Source organism: Stenotrophomonas veracruzanensis (assembly GCF_032911525.1).
Taxonomy (GTDB): domain Bacteria; phylum Pseudomonadota; class Gammaproteobacteria; order Xanthomonadales; family Xanthomonadaceae; genus Stenotrophomonas; species Stenotrophomonas africana.
On the sequence record NZ_JAWJTI010000003.1, the window covers coordinates 101,452 to 116,389 of the forward strand.

The following is a 14,938-nucleotide window of genomic DNA, read 5'->3' on the forward strand; positions in this document are numbered from 1 at the left end:
CCGGTCAGGGCGTGGTGGTGGCCCCCAGCAGGTGGTTGATCGCCCAGCGCAGCGCCAACGGCTTGAACGGCTTGTTGAGCAGGGACAGCCCAACGCCGCGCACCGCCTCGCGCGTATCGCTGCCGGTATCCGCACTGAGGATTACCGTCGGCCGCGGCCCATGCATGCCCACCAGCCGCTGCCAGAGCGCCACGCCGGTATCGCCATCATCCAGGTGGTAGTCGAACAGCCACAGCGCCGCGTCGTGCGCTGAGGGCCCGATGGCGTCGGCGTTGCCTGCCGCGATGACATCGCACCCCCAGGAAAGCAGCAGTTGCCGCATCGCGTCCAGTGCGTCCGGGTCATTGTCGACCACCAGTACGCAGATACCCTTGAGGGCACTGCTGCCGCCAGTCGGTGGTGAATTCCTCGGGGTCGCAGGTCGTGCTGCGCGTTGCACGCTGATCGAGAAAGTCGAGCCGTGATCGAGCACGCTGCGCAGGTGCAGCGGTGCATGCAGCAGGCCGGCGATGCGGTGTGCGATGGCCAGGCCCAGGCCGAGCCCCTGGCCGTTGCTGCGGTCGCCGCGGTGGAATTCTTCGAACACGATCGCCTGCTGCTCGCGCGCGATACCGGGCCCGGTGTCATGCACGCCAACAAACAGTGTCTGCCCTCGGCGACGCGCGCCCAGCAACACGCCCCCGCGTTCGGTGTAGCGAATGGCATTGGCCAGGAAGTTCTGCAGCACACGGCGCAGCAGCAGCGGGTCACTGTGCACCCATGCCTGGGTCCGCACGTAACGGAACTGCAGGCCGCGCGCCGCCGCCAGTACAGCAAACTCCTGCGCAAGCGGATCCAGCACGGTGGACAGCGCCAAGGGACGCGGGTCGGCCACCAGCCCACCGGCTTCCAGCCGCGAGATGTCCAGCAGGCCGGACAGCAGGTCATCGGTGGAATCCAGCGCACCCCGGATCTGGCGCAGGAAACTGTCGAGGAATTCTGATTCGATGTGCTGCGACATCGCCTCGGTCAGCAGCTGCGCCGCATGCAGTGGCTGGATCAGATCGTGGCCGACGGCGGTCAGGAAGCGGGTCTTGGCCACGTTCGCACGCTCGGCTTCGTGCACCGCCTGTTCCAGACGGGCGGTGCGGTCCTGCACTCGGCGTTCCAGGGTTTCATTGCTGCGCTTGAGCGCATCTTCCGTGCGGCGGAATGCAGTGACATCGGTGAAGGTGGCGACATAGCCACCGCCCGGCATCGGGTTGCCGCGGATCTCAACGATGGTGTCATCGGGGAAGATCCGTTCGGAAAGATGCGGCGTGCCACGGCGCATATGCGCGACGCGGCGCTGCAATGCCTTGGTGGGCGTGTCGCCGGGGGCGTCGCCGATCTTCAGTTCCCCCAGGGCCCAGGCGGTGAGATTGACCACCGGCTGCCCCACCTGCAGCAGCTCCGGCGGAAACTTGAACAGCGCGGCGTAGCGACTGTTCCAGGCCACCAGCTGCAGCTGCGCGTCGACCACGCTGATGCCCTGGCTCATGTTCTCCAGCGCCGCCTCCAGCAGGCGCTGATTGAAGCGCAGCACCTGGGTCGCTTCGCCGACCGCGCGGGTCACTGCATCCAATGGCGCGGTGCCGCCCTCACGGGCGGCCTCCACCAGCAGGCGTGCCATGCCTGCGCCCACCACGGCGGTCAGCTCGCGCTCAACGGCGGTGACCCGGTCGTCATCCAGCATCTGCCCGGCGTGGCCCTCCAGCAGCTGGCGCGCACGCTCCTGGCCAAGGAAGCGCCCGGCGGTCCTGCGCAGGGACACCGCAGCCACCGCATCCCGCCGCCGTGGCAATGACGGACGCACGGCCCGCGACACCAGGGCCACGGTCAGCAGGTTGACCGCCAGGCTGGCCCCCATGCTGATGGCGATATGGCCCGGCTGCACGCGCAGCGAGACCACCGACAACCAATGCAGCCCGTCGGCACCGACCGACGGCGTCGCGGCCGGGATCACCATCGGCAGCAGTACCAGCCACAGCCAGGCCAATGAGCCCAGCACGATGCCGGCCATGATGGCCGGGGAGGGCGTACGTGGGCGATACACCGCCAGCAGCACCGCCGGTGCCAGCTGCGAGAGGGCGGTGAAGGACATCAGGCCGAAATCGCTGAGTGCCTCGGTGCCGCTCATCGCGCGGCTGTACAGCCACGCCATCAGGAACACGGCGAGGATGCCGGCACGACGGAACGCCAGCACGCGCGGGCGCAGATCGGCGTTGGCCACGCTACCCTCGATGCCGCCGAGCAGGCGCGAACCGAAGCCATGGTTGCCCAGCATGATCGACAGGGTCAGCCCGGACAGGATCATCATGCCGGTGGCCGCACTCAGGCTGCCCAGATAGGCCAGCAGCGCCAGCAGATGATGGCCACCGGCCTGCGGCAGCGCCAGCACGTACAGGTCGGGCGATACCGAGGCCGGCAGGTGTGCGGTGCCGGCCAATGCCATCGGCACCGACGGCAGGCCGATCAGCAGCAGGTAGACCGGGAACATCCAGCGTGCCGTCTTCAGGTCCGAGGTCTGGCGAAGCTCGACCACGCCGACGTGGAACTGGTGCGGCAGGGTGAACGCGGAGATCGCCCCCAGCGCGACCATGGTGAGATAGTCTGGCACGATGGCCGGTGGCGGCAGCTGCGCCATCTTCTCCAGCATCGGCGTGCCGGCCTTGTGCACGGAAAGCGCCGCATACAGGCCAATGGCAAGCAGCGCCACCAGTTTCAACACCGACTCCAGGCCCAGTGCGACCACGATGCCGCGGTTGGGCTCGGTGGCCGAGGCCTTGCGTGCACCGAACAGCAGGGTGAACGCGGCCATCGTCAGCGCGAACCAGAACGACATGTCCAGCTGCGCACCGGCAGGCGCGAAGCGATCACCGAGCAGGGCGCCCAGTCCCTGGCTGACGGCTTTCAGCTGCAGTGCGATATAGGGAATGATGCCGAACAGCGCCACCAGGGTGATGGTGAAGCCGAGGCCACGATCGGCCCGTAGTCGCGCGACAACCAGATCGGCGATGGTGGCACTGTTGTGCTGTTTGGCCAGTCGCCCCAGTCGGAGCAGGAACGGCAGGCCAAAGGTAAAGATCAGCGCCATGCCAGCCAGGGTCGGTGGGATCGGGAAGCCCCATTGCAGACCTTGCGACGCGGCGCCGTAGTAGGTCCACGCGGTGCAGTGCACGGCCAGCGACAGCGCATAGATGAGCGGCCACACGTTCGAAAGCCGGTACCCCCGGCGCTCGCCCCAGAGCGCCACGCCAAACAGCAGTGCAGTCCATGCAATGCAGGCGAAGAGGACGATGGAGGGCGTCAACATCGCTCCAGTGTAGGGAGAGAACCGGGCGGGGTGGCGCTAGGAGGCGCTCACGATCAGTGACAGCTGCTCAGCGACCAGTGCCAGCTCGCCATCGGCAACCCGCTCGACGGTCTTGCGCTGGGTCAGCAGCCACTGGCCGGGCAGGCGCGCATCCAGTGACACCAGCTGCGAGCGTACCCGCACCTCGGACCCGCTCGGCACCGGCGCCAGGAAGCGGACCTTGTTCAACCCGTAGTTGAGCACGTGTGCGATGCCGGGGAAGCCGGCAAGGGCGGCCACATCGTCCTCCACCGTCAGCGAGAGCAACAGGAAGCCGTGTGCGATGGTATGCCCGCCCGGCATCTGTGCCTGCGCCCGCGTCGGATCGACATGGATCCAGTTGTGGTCGCCGGTAGCGCCGGCAAAGGCATCGATGCGTGACTGGTTCACGCGGGTCACGCCACTCAGCCGTTCACTGGCCGCCCACTGCTGCAACGCCTGCAGGGCAGGAGGCAGCCCGCTGTCCGTACTCACGCCACCCGCTCCAGCAAGGCCAGGATCGCGTTACGTGCCTCAGGCTCGGACAGCATCGGTGCGTGCCCCACATCGGGCACTTCCACCAGACGGGCGCTCTCCGAGGTGGCCGCCATCTGCCGGGCGACATCGGCCGGCAGAATGTCGGACAGCGCGCCACGCACCACCAGCACCGGCACCCGTGCGGTCAACCCGCGAACCGCACGCCACAGCACCGGCCGCAGCAACCACAGCAGCCAGGGACGGGTGGTACGGATCACAGCCGGGTCGTAGTCCAGTTCCAGCAGGCCATCGCTGCGTGGGCGGAAGGTGCGCACCGCCATCTGCCGCCAGTCGTCGATGCTGAAGCGCGGGAACGCGGCCTTGCCGATGGATTCCACGTAGGCCGTGGCCTGCTCCAGATCCATCGGCGGCACCGGCTTGCCGGCGTACTGGCCGATCCGTGCCAGCGCCTCACGCGGCACCTTGGGGCCAGCATCGTTGAGCACTGCCCCAGCAATCCGCTCAGGCGCGCGGGAGGCGAGGGTGATGGTCACCAGCACCCCCAGCGAGGTGCCGACGAACACTGCCTTGTCGATGTTCTGCGAGCGCAGCAGCGCGACCATGTCATCCGCGTAGGTGCGCGGGTTGTAGCTGGACGGATCATGCGCACGTTCTGAACCGGCGCGGCCACGCAGATCGACGGCGATCACGCGCCAGCCCTTGGCGGTGAGTGTTTCGGCCAGTGCATCGAAATCGGCACCATTGCGGGTCAGGCCGGGAATGCAGACCACGGTGCCGCGGGGCGCCTGCCGGGCGTCCGCTGCATGGTCGCGCGCGTGCAGGCGCAGGCCATCGTCGCTGTTCCAGTACAGGTCGTCGTAAGACTGCGTCATGCAGAAGCTTCCTGAAGATCGTAACGGATGCGCTAGAAATCGTAACGGACGCTGAGGCTATATTGGCGCGGCGGGCCATAGAAGCCAATCAGCGTGCCGACTGCAGGAATGTTGTAGCCAGTAGTGCGGTATTCCTTGTCGGCCAGGTTGGTGCCCTGCAACGAGAAGGTCCAGGCATCATCCAGGCGCCAGATGACGCCGGCATTGACCAGGCCGTAGCCATCCTGCTTGATCAACGGGCTCAGGTCGGTGGTTGGCCACACTTCGCTCTGGTAGCTGTAGCTCACCCGTGCTGACAGGTTGCTGCCGTTGGCCAGGTCGGTGCGGTATTCCACGTTGAACGCACCGGAGAACTCCGGAGCATTGGTGAATTTCATCTGTTTGGCAACATTGACGCCACGGTCCATGTACTCGTCGTACTGGGTGTCCAGCCACGCCAGGTTGCCGGAAATCAGCCAGTGCTGGCTGGGCAGGTACTGGTATTCGACCTCCAGGCCCTTGACGGTACCGGCGCCAGCATTGGTGAAATCACCAAAGAAGGAATCATCGATGCCATCGCCATTGGTATCCAGGCCGGTGAACACCGACAGCTGGATGTCCTTGTACTTGTTGTAGAAGGCCGACAGATTGAGGAACAGGCGCTGGTCGAGGAAGGCCATCTTGCTGCCGACTTCGTAGCTGTCCACGGTCTCGTCGTCGAACGGCTCGGCCGAGCGCGGCACCGCTACGGCGTTGGCGCGGATGTTGTAGCCTCCGGACTTGAAGCCACGCGTGGCCAGCCCGTAGACCATGATGTCCGGTGTGATCTGGTAGTCCAGCGAGACCTTGGGCGAGACGTTCTTGAAGTTGGTCTTCTTGTCGAAGTCGGCGGTCACCGCCACCGGCCGGCTGAAGCCCGGGTCGGCGTACAGGCGGTTGAGCACGATCGCGCGCTTGTCCTCGTCGGTGTAGCGGGCGCCGACATCGAGCTTCAGTCTGCTGGTCAGGTCGAAGGTCCAGTCCGCGTACAGCGCGATGCTGTCGGTCAGCACCTTGCCCTGGTTGTCGGCGAACTGCGCACTGAAGTAGTTGTTCTGGATCTGGCCGCCGGCCTCGCCACTGAACTGGTACAGGCCGACCACGCCGCGCACGCGGCCGCCGGCATCGTAATTCAACTGCACTTCGTTGCTGACCTGGTCGTCGTGGTAGGTGCCGCCCACGTCGGCCAGCTTGATCGGCGTGGTATCGAAGTCGATGTTGGCTTCGCTGTCCGATTCACGCTTGGCCACCACGTACTTCACCGCGATATCCTCGTTCGGCCGCCAGTTCACCGTGGCCGAAGCGCCCTTGGTTTCCACGTTGTTGAGGTTGCGCATGCCCGAGCGGATGTCGTAGCGGCTGTCCATCGGCGGGTAGGCGCGCAGGAATGGATTGGGCGCCAGCATCTTCGAGCCGCGCATGCCCGACTGGTCATCGATCCAGTCCAGCGCGAACTGCACGTCGAAGTCGTCGCCCGCGTATGCGCCCAGGTTCAGGCGTGCCGCGTTGATCTGCTTGTCGCTGACCGGCTGGCCGTTGAAGGTGTTCTCACCAAACCCGTCGTGGTTCATGCTGGCCACCGCCAGACGGGCGCGCAGGCCGCTGTCGGCGCCACCAATCGGGCCACCGATGGCCGCTTTCGCATCCAGCTGGCTGTAGTCGCCCACGGTGATCTGGGCGAAGCCCTCGGTCTGGGTGGGCAGGCCGCGCGAGATGTACTTGATCGCACCGCCAATGGTGTTCTTGCCATAGAGAGTGCCCTGCGGGCCGCGCAGCACCTCGATGCGCGAGACATCGAACACGTCCAGCAGTGCGCCCTGCGGGCGTGCGATGTAGACATCATCCAGGTAGATGCCCACGCCCGGGTCCGCCCCCCAGGTGGGGTCGGACTGGCCAATACCGCGGATGTAGGCGGTGACCGTGCTGCTGGCGCCGCGCGCCGCGTAGATCGTCAGGTTCGGCACCTGCGCGTCCAGGTCGCTGATGTCCTGGACATTCATCCTGTCCAGCGCCTCCGACGTGAAGGCGGTGACTGCCACCGGCACTTCCTGCAGGGTTTCCTCGCGCTTGCGCGCGGTGACCTTGATGCTGTCCAGGTTGGTCGGCGAAGCGGACCTGCCTGCCGTCCGTGCGTCCTGTGCCAGCACCGGCCCGGTGGCCAGCAGCGCGCCGATCATGAGACTCAAACAATTCCGTTTCATTCGGTCCTCCCCCAGGCATGAGCGTGCGGATGGCCCGTTGCCACCCCTGCAGCCAAGGCTAGCGGTGTCATCGGCCAGCAGCGAGTGGACCTAGGTCCAGTCGGCGGCGGCCGCTGGATGCGGATACTGGGCGCACCCCCAGCCGGGAGCGCATCCCGGCACCGTTTCATCCACGACTCACGCATGAGGATCTGGCCATGAAATCCGGAATCGATTCGATCAAGGTGGTACTGCTGGTGTTGTGTGCCTGGCTGGCGACGGTGGGCAGCGCGGTTGCCGCCGGCCCGGCCGGGCATTGGGATATCGGCCTATATGGCAATCTGTTCGGCGCCCGCGAGTACCAGGTGTGGGTGCCGGCCGGCTACGACGACAGCCGGCCGCTTCCGTTGCTGCTGGTGCTGCACGGCTGCGTCAACGGGCCCAACCTGATGGGCGAGGCGTCGGGCTTCAATGAAGTGGCCGATACCGAAGGGTTCATCGTGGTCTACCCCCGGCAGAACGTCAGCTCCAATCCAGCCCGCTGCTGGAACTGGCAACTGCCGATCAACCAGGCGCGCGGCAGCGGCGAGGCCTCGATCCTGGCCGGTATCGTGGACAAGGTGAAGGCGGGTTACAGCGTTGATCCGCGTCGTGTGTACGTCACCGGTATTTCGGCGGGCGGCGCGATGACGTCGATCATGCTGGCCTGCTATTCGGATGTGTTCGCCGCCGGCGCCATCCATTCCGGTGGCATGTTCAAGGGCGCGACCACGATTTCCGGCAGCGCCTATGCGTTGCTGGCCGGCAGCATCTATTCGCCTGACAGCAATGGCCGGCTGGCGTGGCAGTGTTCGGGTTCGCCGTCGCCGCGACCGCTGCCGGTGCTGGTGTTCCATGGCAGCGCCGACCTGACCGTCAATCCGGTGAACGGCCAGCAGGCCGTGCGCCAGTTCCTGCAGACCAATGACCTGGCCGACGACGGCCTGGACAACGACTCGGTGAGGTACATGCCGACCAGCACCTATCACGGCCAGGTGCCGGCCGGCCGCGCGTATACCGTCGACACCTACGCCTACGGTGGCAGGACGCTGGTCCAGCACTATGTGGTGCAGGGCATGGGGCATGCCTGGAGCGGCAGCCAGTCGGGCCTGCCGTTCACCGACCCGAAGGGGCCGGATGCCACGCTGATCACCTGGTTGTTCCTGAAGGACTACCAGCGCTGAGGGCGGGAGGTCGCTTCATGGCGGGACGCGGCTGGAGGTGCCGGATGGCACCCTCAGTCGCTCATGGCAATCGATTATCGTGATCGCTCGTTCCCACGACCTTCAAGCGCCGACGCATGGAATCCATGTCCACGACTCCCCGAAACCGGCAATGGCTCAATGCCGTCGTGCTATCCGCAGTGCTCCTGGCCGTCGGCTGCGGGGGCGGGAAGACACCGCCGAACGATGTGGGGGCGGCGGTCGACGAGGTGGCCCAGGCCCTGATCGAACAGCCTTTGCTGCACTCGGCCTCCATCGGTGTGGTGTACCGGGGCAAGGCCATCATCCGACATCGCGGCGAGATGATAGCCGGCAAGCCCGATGTGCCGACCGACGCAACGCTGTATGAGATCGGCTCGCTGAGCAAGACCCTGGCCGGCACGCTGATGGCCCGTGCAGTGCTTGAGGGCAGGGTGGGCCTGGAGGATGACGTTCGCAGCTTCCTGCAGGGCGACTATCCGAACCTGCAGTACCAGGGCCAACCCATACGGGTCCGTCACCTGCTGTCGCACACCAGTGGCCTGCCGAACATGCTGCCGGAGCGGGCGAACACCGTGTTGGAGGACTTCACCGATCACCGCGTGCCCGGTGAACTCAGTGCCCTCTATGCGCATTACGGCAAGCCGGATTTCCTGCGGGATCTGCACGCCGTGCGGATCCCACGGATGCCCGGGAAAGAGTACGCCTACTCCAGCGCCGGGACGGAGCTGACGGCCCACATCCTGGAAGGCGTCTACAAGACCGACTACGCGTCATTGCTGCGTGGCTTCTTCAGCGACGCCGCAGCAATGACCAGTATCAGGATCAGGCTGGGGAGTGCGGAAAAAGACCGTCTTGCCATCGGCTACCACAGCGACAATCCGGTGCCGACCTCGCTGATGCCACAGTTGCCGTGGGGCGCTTCCGGCAACGTCAAGGCGACGGTGCCCGACATGGTGAAATACCTTCAGTTCCAGCTGGCCAACGGCCCGGTGGTGCAGGAATCGCATCGCACTCTGGCCAGATTCGACGATGAGTTCAGCATCGGCTATTTCTGGAACATCGTCGCCGGCGATCGCCAGAAGGGTGTCTATTACGCCCACCACGGTGGCGTGCCACGCTCGCAGTGCTACGTCTACGTCATGCCGGAGCACGATCTGGGCATCTTCGTGATCACCAACCAGAGTGGTGACCAGACCGCGCGTGCCATGGAGGCGGCGATCGATACCCTGGTCGGGAGAATCGTTGCGCGTTGAACCTCCCGTTGGCGTCTTGGCCCGCGCGGCCCGTTCCGTGCACAAAGTGGCTTCGCAGGACGACTTGGCGGACAGGCCTGGAACCGATCCGGACAGGCTGCCCGGCCCCAGCGGCTGACGCCCGCAGGGCTTTGCGCTCGAACTATTGGCATTCGTCGCTGCATGCTGTCGTTGGTTGTATGGTCTCCACAATGCGATTACCGGCGCGTATCGCGCTACATGGAGTGGATCGAAAGCATCGGCCGTGACACGTCACATTAATTGCTTTTCGTGAAGGCGTAGCAGTGCAGGGGGGCGCTGCCCGGATCTCAGCCGGTGCGACGGGCGTTCGTATGCTTCCCATCATGGGCTCATCATTTCATCGTCCAGATTTCATGAATGTCACCCGGCCATCCGGCTGGGTGCAGAGTGGCGAGCGCTGGGATCTGTGGTGGAACGGCCGTTCGGTGGCCAGTATCGTGCCGCATGCCGTGCTCGGGTTCCGCCTGAAACTGGACGCCCGAAGGATGTCACAGACCAAAGTCGTGTCCGCCGCCAGCGCCCGTCAGGCGAAGCGTTACGCCGAACGCTGGTGCGCAGCGCGGCTTTGCCCACAACTACCACTGCGCGACGCTGTCGCCCGACTGGTGGAGAATGCGCCCGAACCGAGCGCCGTGCCTTCGCCTGCACTGACCCGGACGCAGCGGCAGCAGGCCAGGCGCCTGGCCGAGGCCGGCGCAAGCGAGATGGGGCGGATCAAGGAAGCGCTGGCGCCACGGCCGCGCGTGATGCCGGTCAGGCCCGAGGTGCAGGGGAGAGGTGGAACCTGGTCTGTAACTGGCCAGGTTCCGTCCTTCCCGCACCAAGAAGGGTACACATCCTCAGCCAGGGCTACGCCGAAAGCTCCTCACGCACGATTTTCGCCCCGGCGCTGAGCGCACGCAGCTTGCCGCGCGCCACCTCGCGCGGCAGTGGTGCCATGCCGCAGTTGGTGCTCGGGTAGAGCTTGTCGGCATCCACGAACTGCAGCGCCTTGCGCAGGGTGTTGGCCACATCCTCCGGCGTTTCCACCGTATTGGAGGCCACGTCGATGGCCCCCACCATCACCTTCTTGCCGCGCACCAGTTCGATCAGGTCGATCGGTACGTGCGAGTTCTGGCATTCCAGCGAGATGATGTCGAGGCTGGAGGTCTGCAGCTTGGGGAACGATTCTTCATACTGTCGCCATTCCGAGCCCAGTGTCTGCTTCCAGTCGGTGTTGGCCTTGATGCCATAGCCGTAGCAGATGTGCACCGCCGTTTGGCACTTCAGGCCCTCAACCGCACGCTCCAGCGCGGCCACGCCCCAGTCGTTCACTTCGTCGAAGAACACATTGAAGGCGGGCTCGTCGAACTGGATGATGTCGACACCGGCGGCCTCCAGCTCCTTTGCCTCTTCGTTGAGGATCTTCGCGAATTCCCACGCCAGCTTCTCACGGCTCTTGTAGTGGGCGTCATACAGCGTGTCGATCATGGTCATCGGGCCGGGCAGTGCCCACTTGATCGGCTGCGTGGTCTGCCGGCGCAGGAACTTCGCATCCTCGACGAACACCGGCTTCGGGCGGCTGACGGCGCCAACCACAGTCGGCACGCTTGCATCGTAGCGGTTGCGGATGCGGACCGTTTCGCGCTTCTCGAAATCGACACCGCTGAGGTGCTCGATGAAGGTGGTGACAAAATGCTGCCGGGTCTGCTCGCCGTCGCTGACGATATCGATGCCGGCGTGCTGCTGTTCCTGCAGGGACAGGCGCAGTGCATCCTGCTTGCCTTCAATCAGGCCGTCGTCCTGCAGCTTCCAGGGTGACCAGAGCTTCTCGGGCTCGGCCAGCCACGATGGCTTGGGCAGGCTGCCTGCGGTGGAGGTGGGAAGCAGTTTCTTCGTCGACATTGCGTCTTGTTTCCTGGGGGCGAATGGGAAATCGATGGCTCAGCGGGCAGCCCACTGCTCAAGCACGGCGCGGTACGGCTTGATGAAGTGCTCTTCGGTGAACTTGCCCTGCTTGACCGCCAGCTGGCTGCGCTCTTCGCGGTCGTAGACGATGCGGGTGGACGAATAGTCCTGGTGCTTCAGGCTCGGCTGGTAGACCTTGCCGGCCACGGAGTTGGCGTTGTAGATCTCCGGGCGATAGATCTTCTGGAAGGCTTCCATGGTGCTGATGGTGCCGATCAGCTCCAGGTTCGAGTAATCGCCCAGCAGATCGCCCTGGAAATAGAACGCCAGCGGCGCAACGCTGCCCGGCGGCATGAAGTAGCGCACCTGCAGGCCCATCTTGTCGAAGTACTGGTCAGTGGGTGAGAACTCGCCCTGGCGGTATTCCACGCCCAGGATCGGGTGATGGTTCTCGGTGCGGTGATAGGTCTTGCTGCTGGAAACGCTGATGCAGATCACCGGCCCCTTGCTGAAGTTGGCGCGGTAGGCGTCAGACTCCAGGAAATGCTTGAACAGCTTGCCGTGCAGGTCGCCAAATCCCTCCGGAATGCCGAAGGTGGTCTTGCCCTCGTTGCTGGCCGGCAGCACCACGCTGAAATCATAGTCGCGTACATAGGACGAGAAATTGTTGCCGACGATGCCTTCGGTGCGGGCACCGGTGCGGGTGTCGACGATGGTCGGTCGCAACACCTCGATCAGCGGGAACGGATCACTGCCATCGGCACCGTCGATGTGCATCTCCACCGAGATGATGTCCAGCTCGACCGCGTAACGATCCGCGCTGGGGTTGTCCCAGTGCGCCAGATCGTTGAAGCGATTGTTGATCATGCTGATCGTGTTGCGCAGGTTTTCCTGGCGCGCCGCGCCGCGGGCCAGGTTGGCGAAATTGGTGGTGATGCGCGTCCCATCGGCGGGCTGGTAATCCTCGTTGAAGGGGATGCGCGTGATGCTGAAGGTGAAGGTGTCGGTCGTCATGGGAGGCGTTCCGTAGTGCGGGGCGACATCCGGATGCGGGCGAAGGCATCCGGCATTCAAAGTGCTGCGGCGGTCTCAGGTGCGGCGGTGCGATGGCGGGGCAGGGCCAGCAGTGGCATGGCCCGCCGCACCGCCAGCCGTGCCCGCTCGATCAGGGCATCGTTGTGCACGCGGCCGTCGGCGAAATCGCGGTCGGTGGCGTAGATGCCCAGCGGCAGGGTGCGCGCCTGGAAGAAGCTGAAGAGCGGGCGCAGCTGATGGTCGATCACCAGCGAATGGCGCTCGCTGCCCCCGGTGGCGGCCAGCAGGATGGGGGTGTCGACCAGTGCGTCCTGGTGGATGAAGTCGAAGAAGTGCTTGAACAGCCCTGTGTACGAGCCGCGATAGACCGGCGTGCTCACCACCAGTACATCGGCCTGCTCGACGGCGGCCAACTGGCGTTCCACGATGTCGGGCAGCTGCGAACGCCAGAGCGCACCGGCCAGCTGCGGGGCCAGTTCGCCCAGTTCAACCAGGTGCTGCTCGCTATGGGTCTCCTCGCCGATCAGGCCCAGCAGATGCTCGGCCAGGGTGGCGGCCTTGGAGGGGCGCTGCAGTCCGCCGGAAACGGCGACGATTCGAAGGGGGCGGGTAGGTGAAAGCATGACCCGATGCTAGCCACGCCCTTCCATGACGTAAAATGGTATTACTTCACCAATCCATGAGCGGGATTCATCATCATGCTGGAGCGGATCCACCTCAGTATCGTGCAGCAGGTCGAGCAGCAGGGCTCGCTCACCGCCGCGGCCGGCGTGCTCAACCTGACCCAGTCGGCGCTCAGCCACAGCATGAAAAAGCTGGAGCAGCAGCTTGGTACCGATGTCTGGCTGCGCGAAGGCCGCAGCCTGCGGCTGACCCAGGCCGGGCAGTACCTGCTGGCGGTTGCCAACCGGGTGCTGCCACAGCTGGACCTGGCCGAGGAGCGGCTGGGCCAGTTCGCACAGGGCGAGCGTGGCGCCCTGCGCATCGGCATGGAGTGCCACCCCTGCCACCAGTGGCTGCTGAAGATCGTCTCGCCTTACCTGGCCGCGTGGCCGGACGTGGATGTGGACGTCAAACAGAAGTTCCAGTTCGGCGGCATCGGCGCGTTGTTCGGCTACGAAATCGACCTGCTGGTCACCCCCGATCCGTTGCTGAAGCCGGGCCTGAAGTTCATCCCGGTGTTCGACTACGAGCAGGTCCTGGTGGTGGCCAAGAGCCACGCCCTGGCCAAGGTGGATTACGTGAAGCCGCGCCAGCTCGGCCAGGAAGTGCTGATCAGCTACCCGGTGCCGTTCGAGCGCCTGGACATCTACAACCAGTTCCTGCTGCCGGCTGGCATCACGCCTCGCCGCCACAAGGCCATTGAAACCACCGACATCATGATGCAGATGGTGGCCAGCGGCCGCGGCGTGGCCGCCATGCCGCGCTGGCTGGTGGAGGAGTACGCCGCGCGCATGGACGTGGTGCCCGTGCGCCTGGGTGCCAAAGGCATCCCCAAGCAGATCTATCTGGGTGCACGCGAGGCGGATACCGGCATCGACTACCTGCAGTCCTTCATCGAACTGGCCCGTAACAGCTCGCCGCTTGCCGGCAATGCAGGCGGAGCCCGTTGATGCCTGCACCTGGATCACTGCGGACGGAAGCCTTCATCAACACCTTTTCACTGGAGGTCAGCGCGAAGGCCATGCCCGCGCTGCGCGCGGAGGCCGCCCGCATACCGCATGGCACGACGATCTCCATTCCCTACCTGGCCAGTGAGGATGACGACGCACGCCTGGCTGCCGCGCGCATGGTGCGCACGCTCGGCTTCGAACCGATGCCGCATCTGTCTGCGCGCCGTATCGGCTCGCGTGCGGTACTCGAGCGGTTCCTGGAGCGTGCTGCGAGCGAGGCCGGTGTCGAACAATGCCTGGTAATCGCCGGTGACCTCGCCACGCCTGCCGGGCCGTTTGCTGACAGTGCTTCGATCATCGAGACCGGACTTCTTGAGCGTTTCGGCATCAGAGTCGTGGGTATCGGCGGGCACTCGGAAGGCCATCCGGCAATGAGCAGTGACGATCGCTGGCAGGCGCTTGAACGCAAGTGCCGGGCCATCGAAGCGCGCGGCATGGCACCCTTGATCATTACCCAGTTTGCGTTCGATGCCGATATCGTGCTGGCGTGGTTGAATGTACTGCGCGCGCGTGGCATCAACGTTCCGGTGCTGGTCGGTGTGCCGGGGCCGGCCAGCATCACCAGGTTGCTGCGCTACGCCGCGATGTGCGGCGTGGGTGCCAGTGCATCGATGCTGGCCAGGTACGGCGTCTCGATCGGCCGGTTGCTTGGCACAGCGGGGCCGGAGGTGTTTGTCGACCGTCTCGTGCAGGGGCTGACCGACGCCCATGGCCTGGTCAGTCCGCACTTCTTCCCGTTCGGTGGCATTGCACCGTCACTGGATTGGATCGAGCGGCACCGGGTGCGTGCTTCCACTGCCGGCAGCGTAATCGGCGATGGCTGACAGCTGTCACTGGCTGCAACCGGGGTGAAAGCCAATAGTGAGCGCCAAGGCGGGGTTACCTCGCTGCCACTCAGCAAGGGG

12 protein-coding genes are annotated in these 14,938 nt (G+C 65.2%); 5 read left to right on the top strand and 7 right to left on the bottom strand.

Annotation, left to right across the window (positions count from 1 at the left end):
- Window positions 1-4 precede the first annotated feature (4 nt).
- From R1H25_RS03820 to R1H25_RS03835, 4 genes are read right to left on the bottom strand one after another with little or no spacing between them, the layout of a single operon-like run.
- Window positions 5-3,334, bottom strand: a complete 3,330-nt coding sequence (locus tag R1H25_RS03820; RefSeq protein WP_317222771.1) for a PAS-domain containing protein — start codon at window positions 3,332-3,334, stop codon at window positions 5-7.
- Between the two features lie 36 nt (window positions 3,335-3,370).
- Window positions 3,371-3,847, bottom strand: coding sequence for a MaoC family dehydratase (locus R1H25_RS03825; RefSeq protein WP_317222772.1), 477 nt, complete (start codon window positions 3,845-3,847; stop codon window positions 3,371-3,373).
- A complete protein-coding gene (locus tag R1H25_RS03830; protein ID WP_317222773.1) occupies window positions 3,844-4,722 on the bottom strand; it encodes an alpha/beta hydrolase in 879 nt (292 codons plus the stop codon). The genes R1H25_RS03825 and R1H25_RS03830 overlap by 4 nt, the downstream gene beginning before the upstream one ends.
- Window positions 4,723-4,754: 32 nt before the next feature.
- Window positions 4,755-6,917 carry a TonB-dependent receptor gene (locus tag R1H25_RS03835; protein WP_317222774.1) on the bottom strand — a complete coding sequence of 721 codons (2,163 nt, stop codon included), beginning with the start codon at window positions 6,915-6,917 and terminating at the stop codon, window positions 4,755-4,757.
- Between the two features lie 221 nt (window positions 6,918-7,138).
- On the opposite strand from R1H25_RS03835, the gene R1H25_RS03840 reads away from it, so the two are divergent.
- The 3 genes from R1H25_RS03840 (at window position 7,139) to R1H25_RS03850 (ending at window position 10,331) form a co-directional block, all read left to right on the top strand.
- Window positions 7,139-8,143, top strand: coding sequence for a PHB depolymerase family esterase (locus R1H25_RS03840; protein ID WP_317222775.1), 1,005 nt, complete (start codon window positions 7,139-7,141; stop codon window positions 8,141-8,143).
- 125 nt (window positions 8,144-8,268) lie between these two features.
- A complete protein-coding gene (locus tag R1H25_RS03845) occupies window positions 8,269-9,417 on the top strand; it encodes a serine hydrolase domain-containing protein (protein ID WP_317222776.1) in 1,149 nt (382 codons plus the stop codon).
- Between the two features lie 344 nt (window positions 9,418-9,761).
- Window positions 9,762-10,331 (top strand): hypothetical protein, encoded by a 570-nt coding sequence (locus R1H25_RS03850; protein ID WP_373695549.1) that lies wholly within the window; start codon window positions 9,762-9,764, stop codon window positions 10,329-10,331.
- On the opposite strand, the gene R1H25_RS03855 is transcribed toward R1H25_RS03850, so the two are convergent.
- From R1H25_RS03855 to msuE, 3 genes are read right to left on the bottom strand one after another with little or no spacing between them, the layout of a single operon-like run.
- Entirely contained in the window at window positions 10,288-11,322 is a 1,035-nt protein-coding gene (locus R1H25_RS03855) for a methionine synthase (RefSeq protein WP_057501711.1), read from the bottom strand. The two genes, R1H25_RS03850 and R1H25_RS03855, sit on opposite strands and share 44 nt — an antisense overlap.
- Before the next feature lie 39 nt (window positions 11,323-11,361).
- Entirely contained in the window at window positions 11,362-12,339 is a 978-nt protein-coding gene (locus R1H25_RS03860; protein WP_049447900.1) for a DUF1852 domain-containing protein, read from the bottom strand.
- A 56-nt stretch (window positions 12,340-12,395) separates the two neighbouring features.
- Window positions 12,396-12,983: an FMN reductase gene (gene msuE / locus R1H25_RS03865; protein WP_317222778.1), complete on the bottom strand. Its 588-nt coding sequence runs from the start codon at window positions 12,981-12,983 to the stop codon at window positions 12,396-12,398.
- Between the two features lie 75 nt (window positions 12,984-13,058).
- Here msuE and R1H25_RS03870 point away from each other — a divergent pair, with 75 nt between their 5' ends.
- Window positions 13,059-13,973 carry a LysR family transcriptional regulator gene (locus R1H25_RS03870; protein ID WP_317222779.1) on the top strand — a complete coding sequence of 305 codons (915 nt, stop codon included), beginning with the start codon at window positions 13,059-13,061 and terminating at the stop codon, window positions 13,971-13,973.
- Entirely contained in the window at window positions 13,973-14,857 is an 885-nt protein-coding gene (locus R1H25_RS03875) for a methylenetetrahydrofolate reductase (protein WP_317222780.1), read from the top strand. The genes R1H25_RS03870 and R1H25_RS03875 overlap by 1 nt, the downstream gene beginning before the upstream one ends.
- The last annotated feature ends 81 nt before the right edge of the window (window positions 14,858-14,938 follow it).

Coding starts and splice junctions, on each gene's coding strand:
- R1H25_RS03850 (WP_373695549.1), top strand. CDS start 9,762: ATGGGCTCATCATTTCATCGTCCAGATTTCATGAATGTCACCCGGCCA.
- R1H25_RS03875 (WP_317222780.1), top strand. CDS start 13,973: ATGCCTGCACCTGGATCACTGCGGACGGAAGCCTTCATCAACACCTTT.
- R1H25_RS03860 (WP_049447900.1), bottom strand. CDS start 12,339: ATGACGACCGACACCTTCACCTTCAGCATCACGCGCATCCCCTTCAAC.
- R1H25_RS03820 (WP_317222771.1), bottom strand. CDS start 3,334: ATGTTGACGCCCTCCATCGTCCTCTTCGCCTGCATTGCATGGACTGCA.
- R1H25_RS03840 (WP_317222775.1), top strand. CDS start 7,139: ATGAAATCCGGAATCGATTCGATCAAGGTGGTACTGCTGGTGTTGTGT.
- R1H25_RS03835 (WP_317222774.1), bottom strand. CDS start 6,917: ATGATCGGCGCGCTGCTGGCCACCGGGCCGGTGCTGGCACAGGACGCA.
- R1H25_RS03830 (WP_317222773.1), bottom strand. CDS start 4,722: ATGACGCAGTCTTACGACGACCTGTACTGGAACAGCGACGATGGCCTG.
- R1H25_RS03845 (WP_317222776.1), top strand. CDS start 8,269: ATGTCCACGACTCCCCGAAACCGGCAATGGCTCAATGCCGTCGTGCTA.
- R1H25_RS03870 (WP_317222779.1), top strand. CDS start 13,059: ATGCTGGAGCGGATCCACCTCAGTATCGTGCAGCAGGTCGAGCAGCAG.
- msuE (WP_317222778.1), bottom strand. CDS start 12,983: ATGCTTTCACCTACCCGCCCCCTTCGAATCGTCGCCGTTTCCGGCGGA.
- R1H25_RS03855 (WP_057501711.1), bottom strand. CDS start 11,322: ATGTCGACGAAGAAACTGCTTCCCACCTCCACCGCAGGCAGCCTGCCC.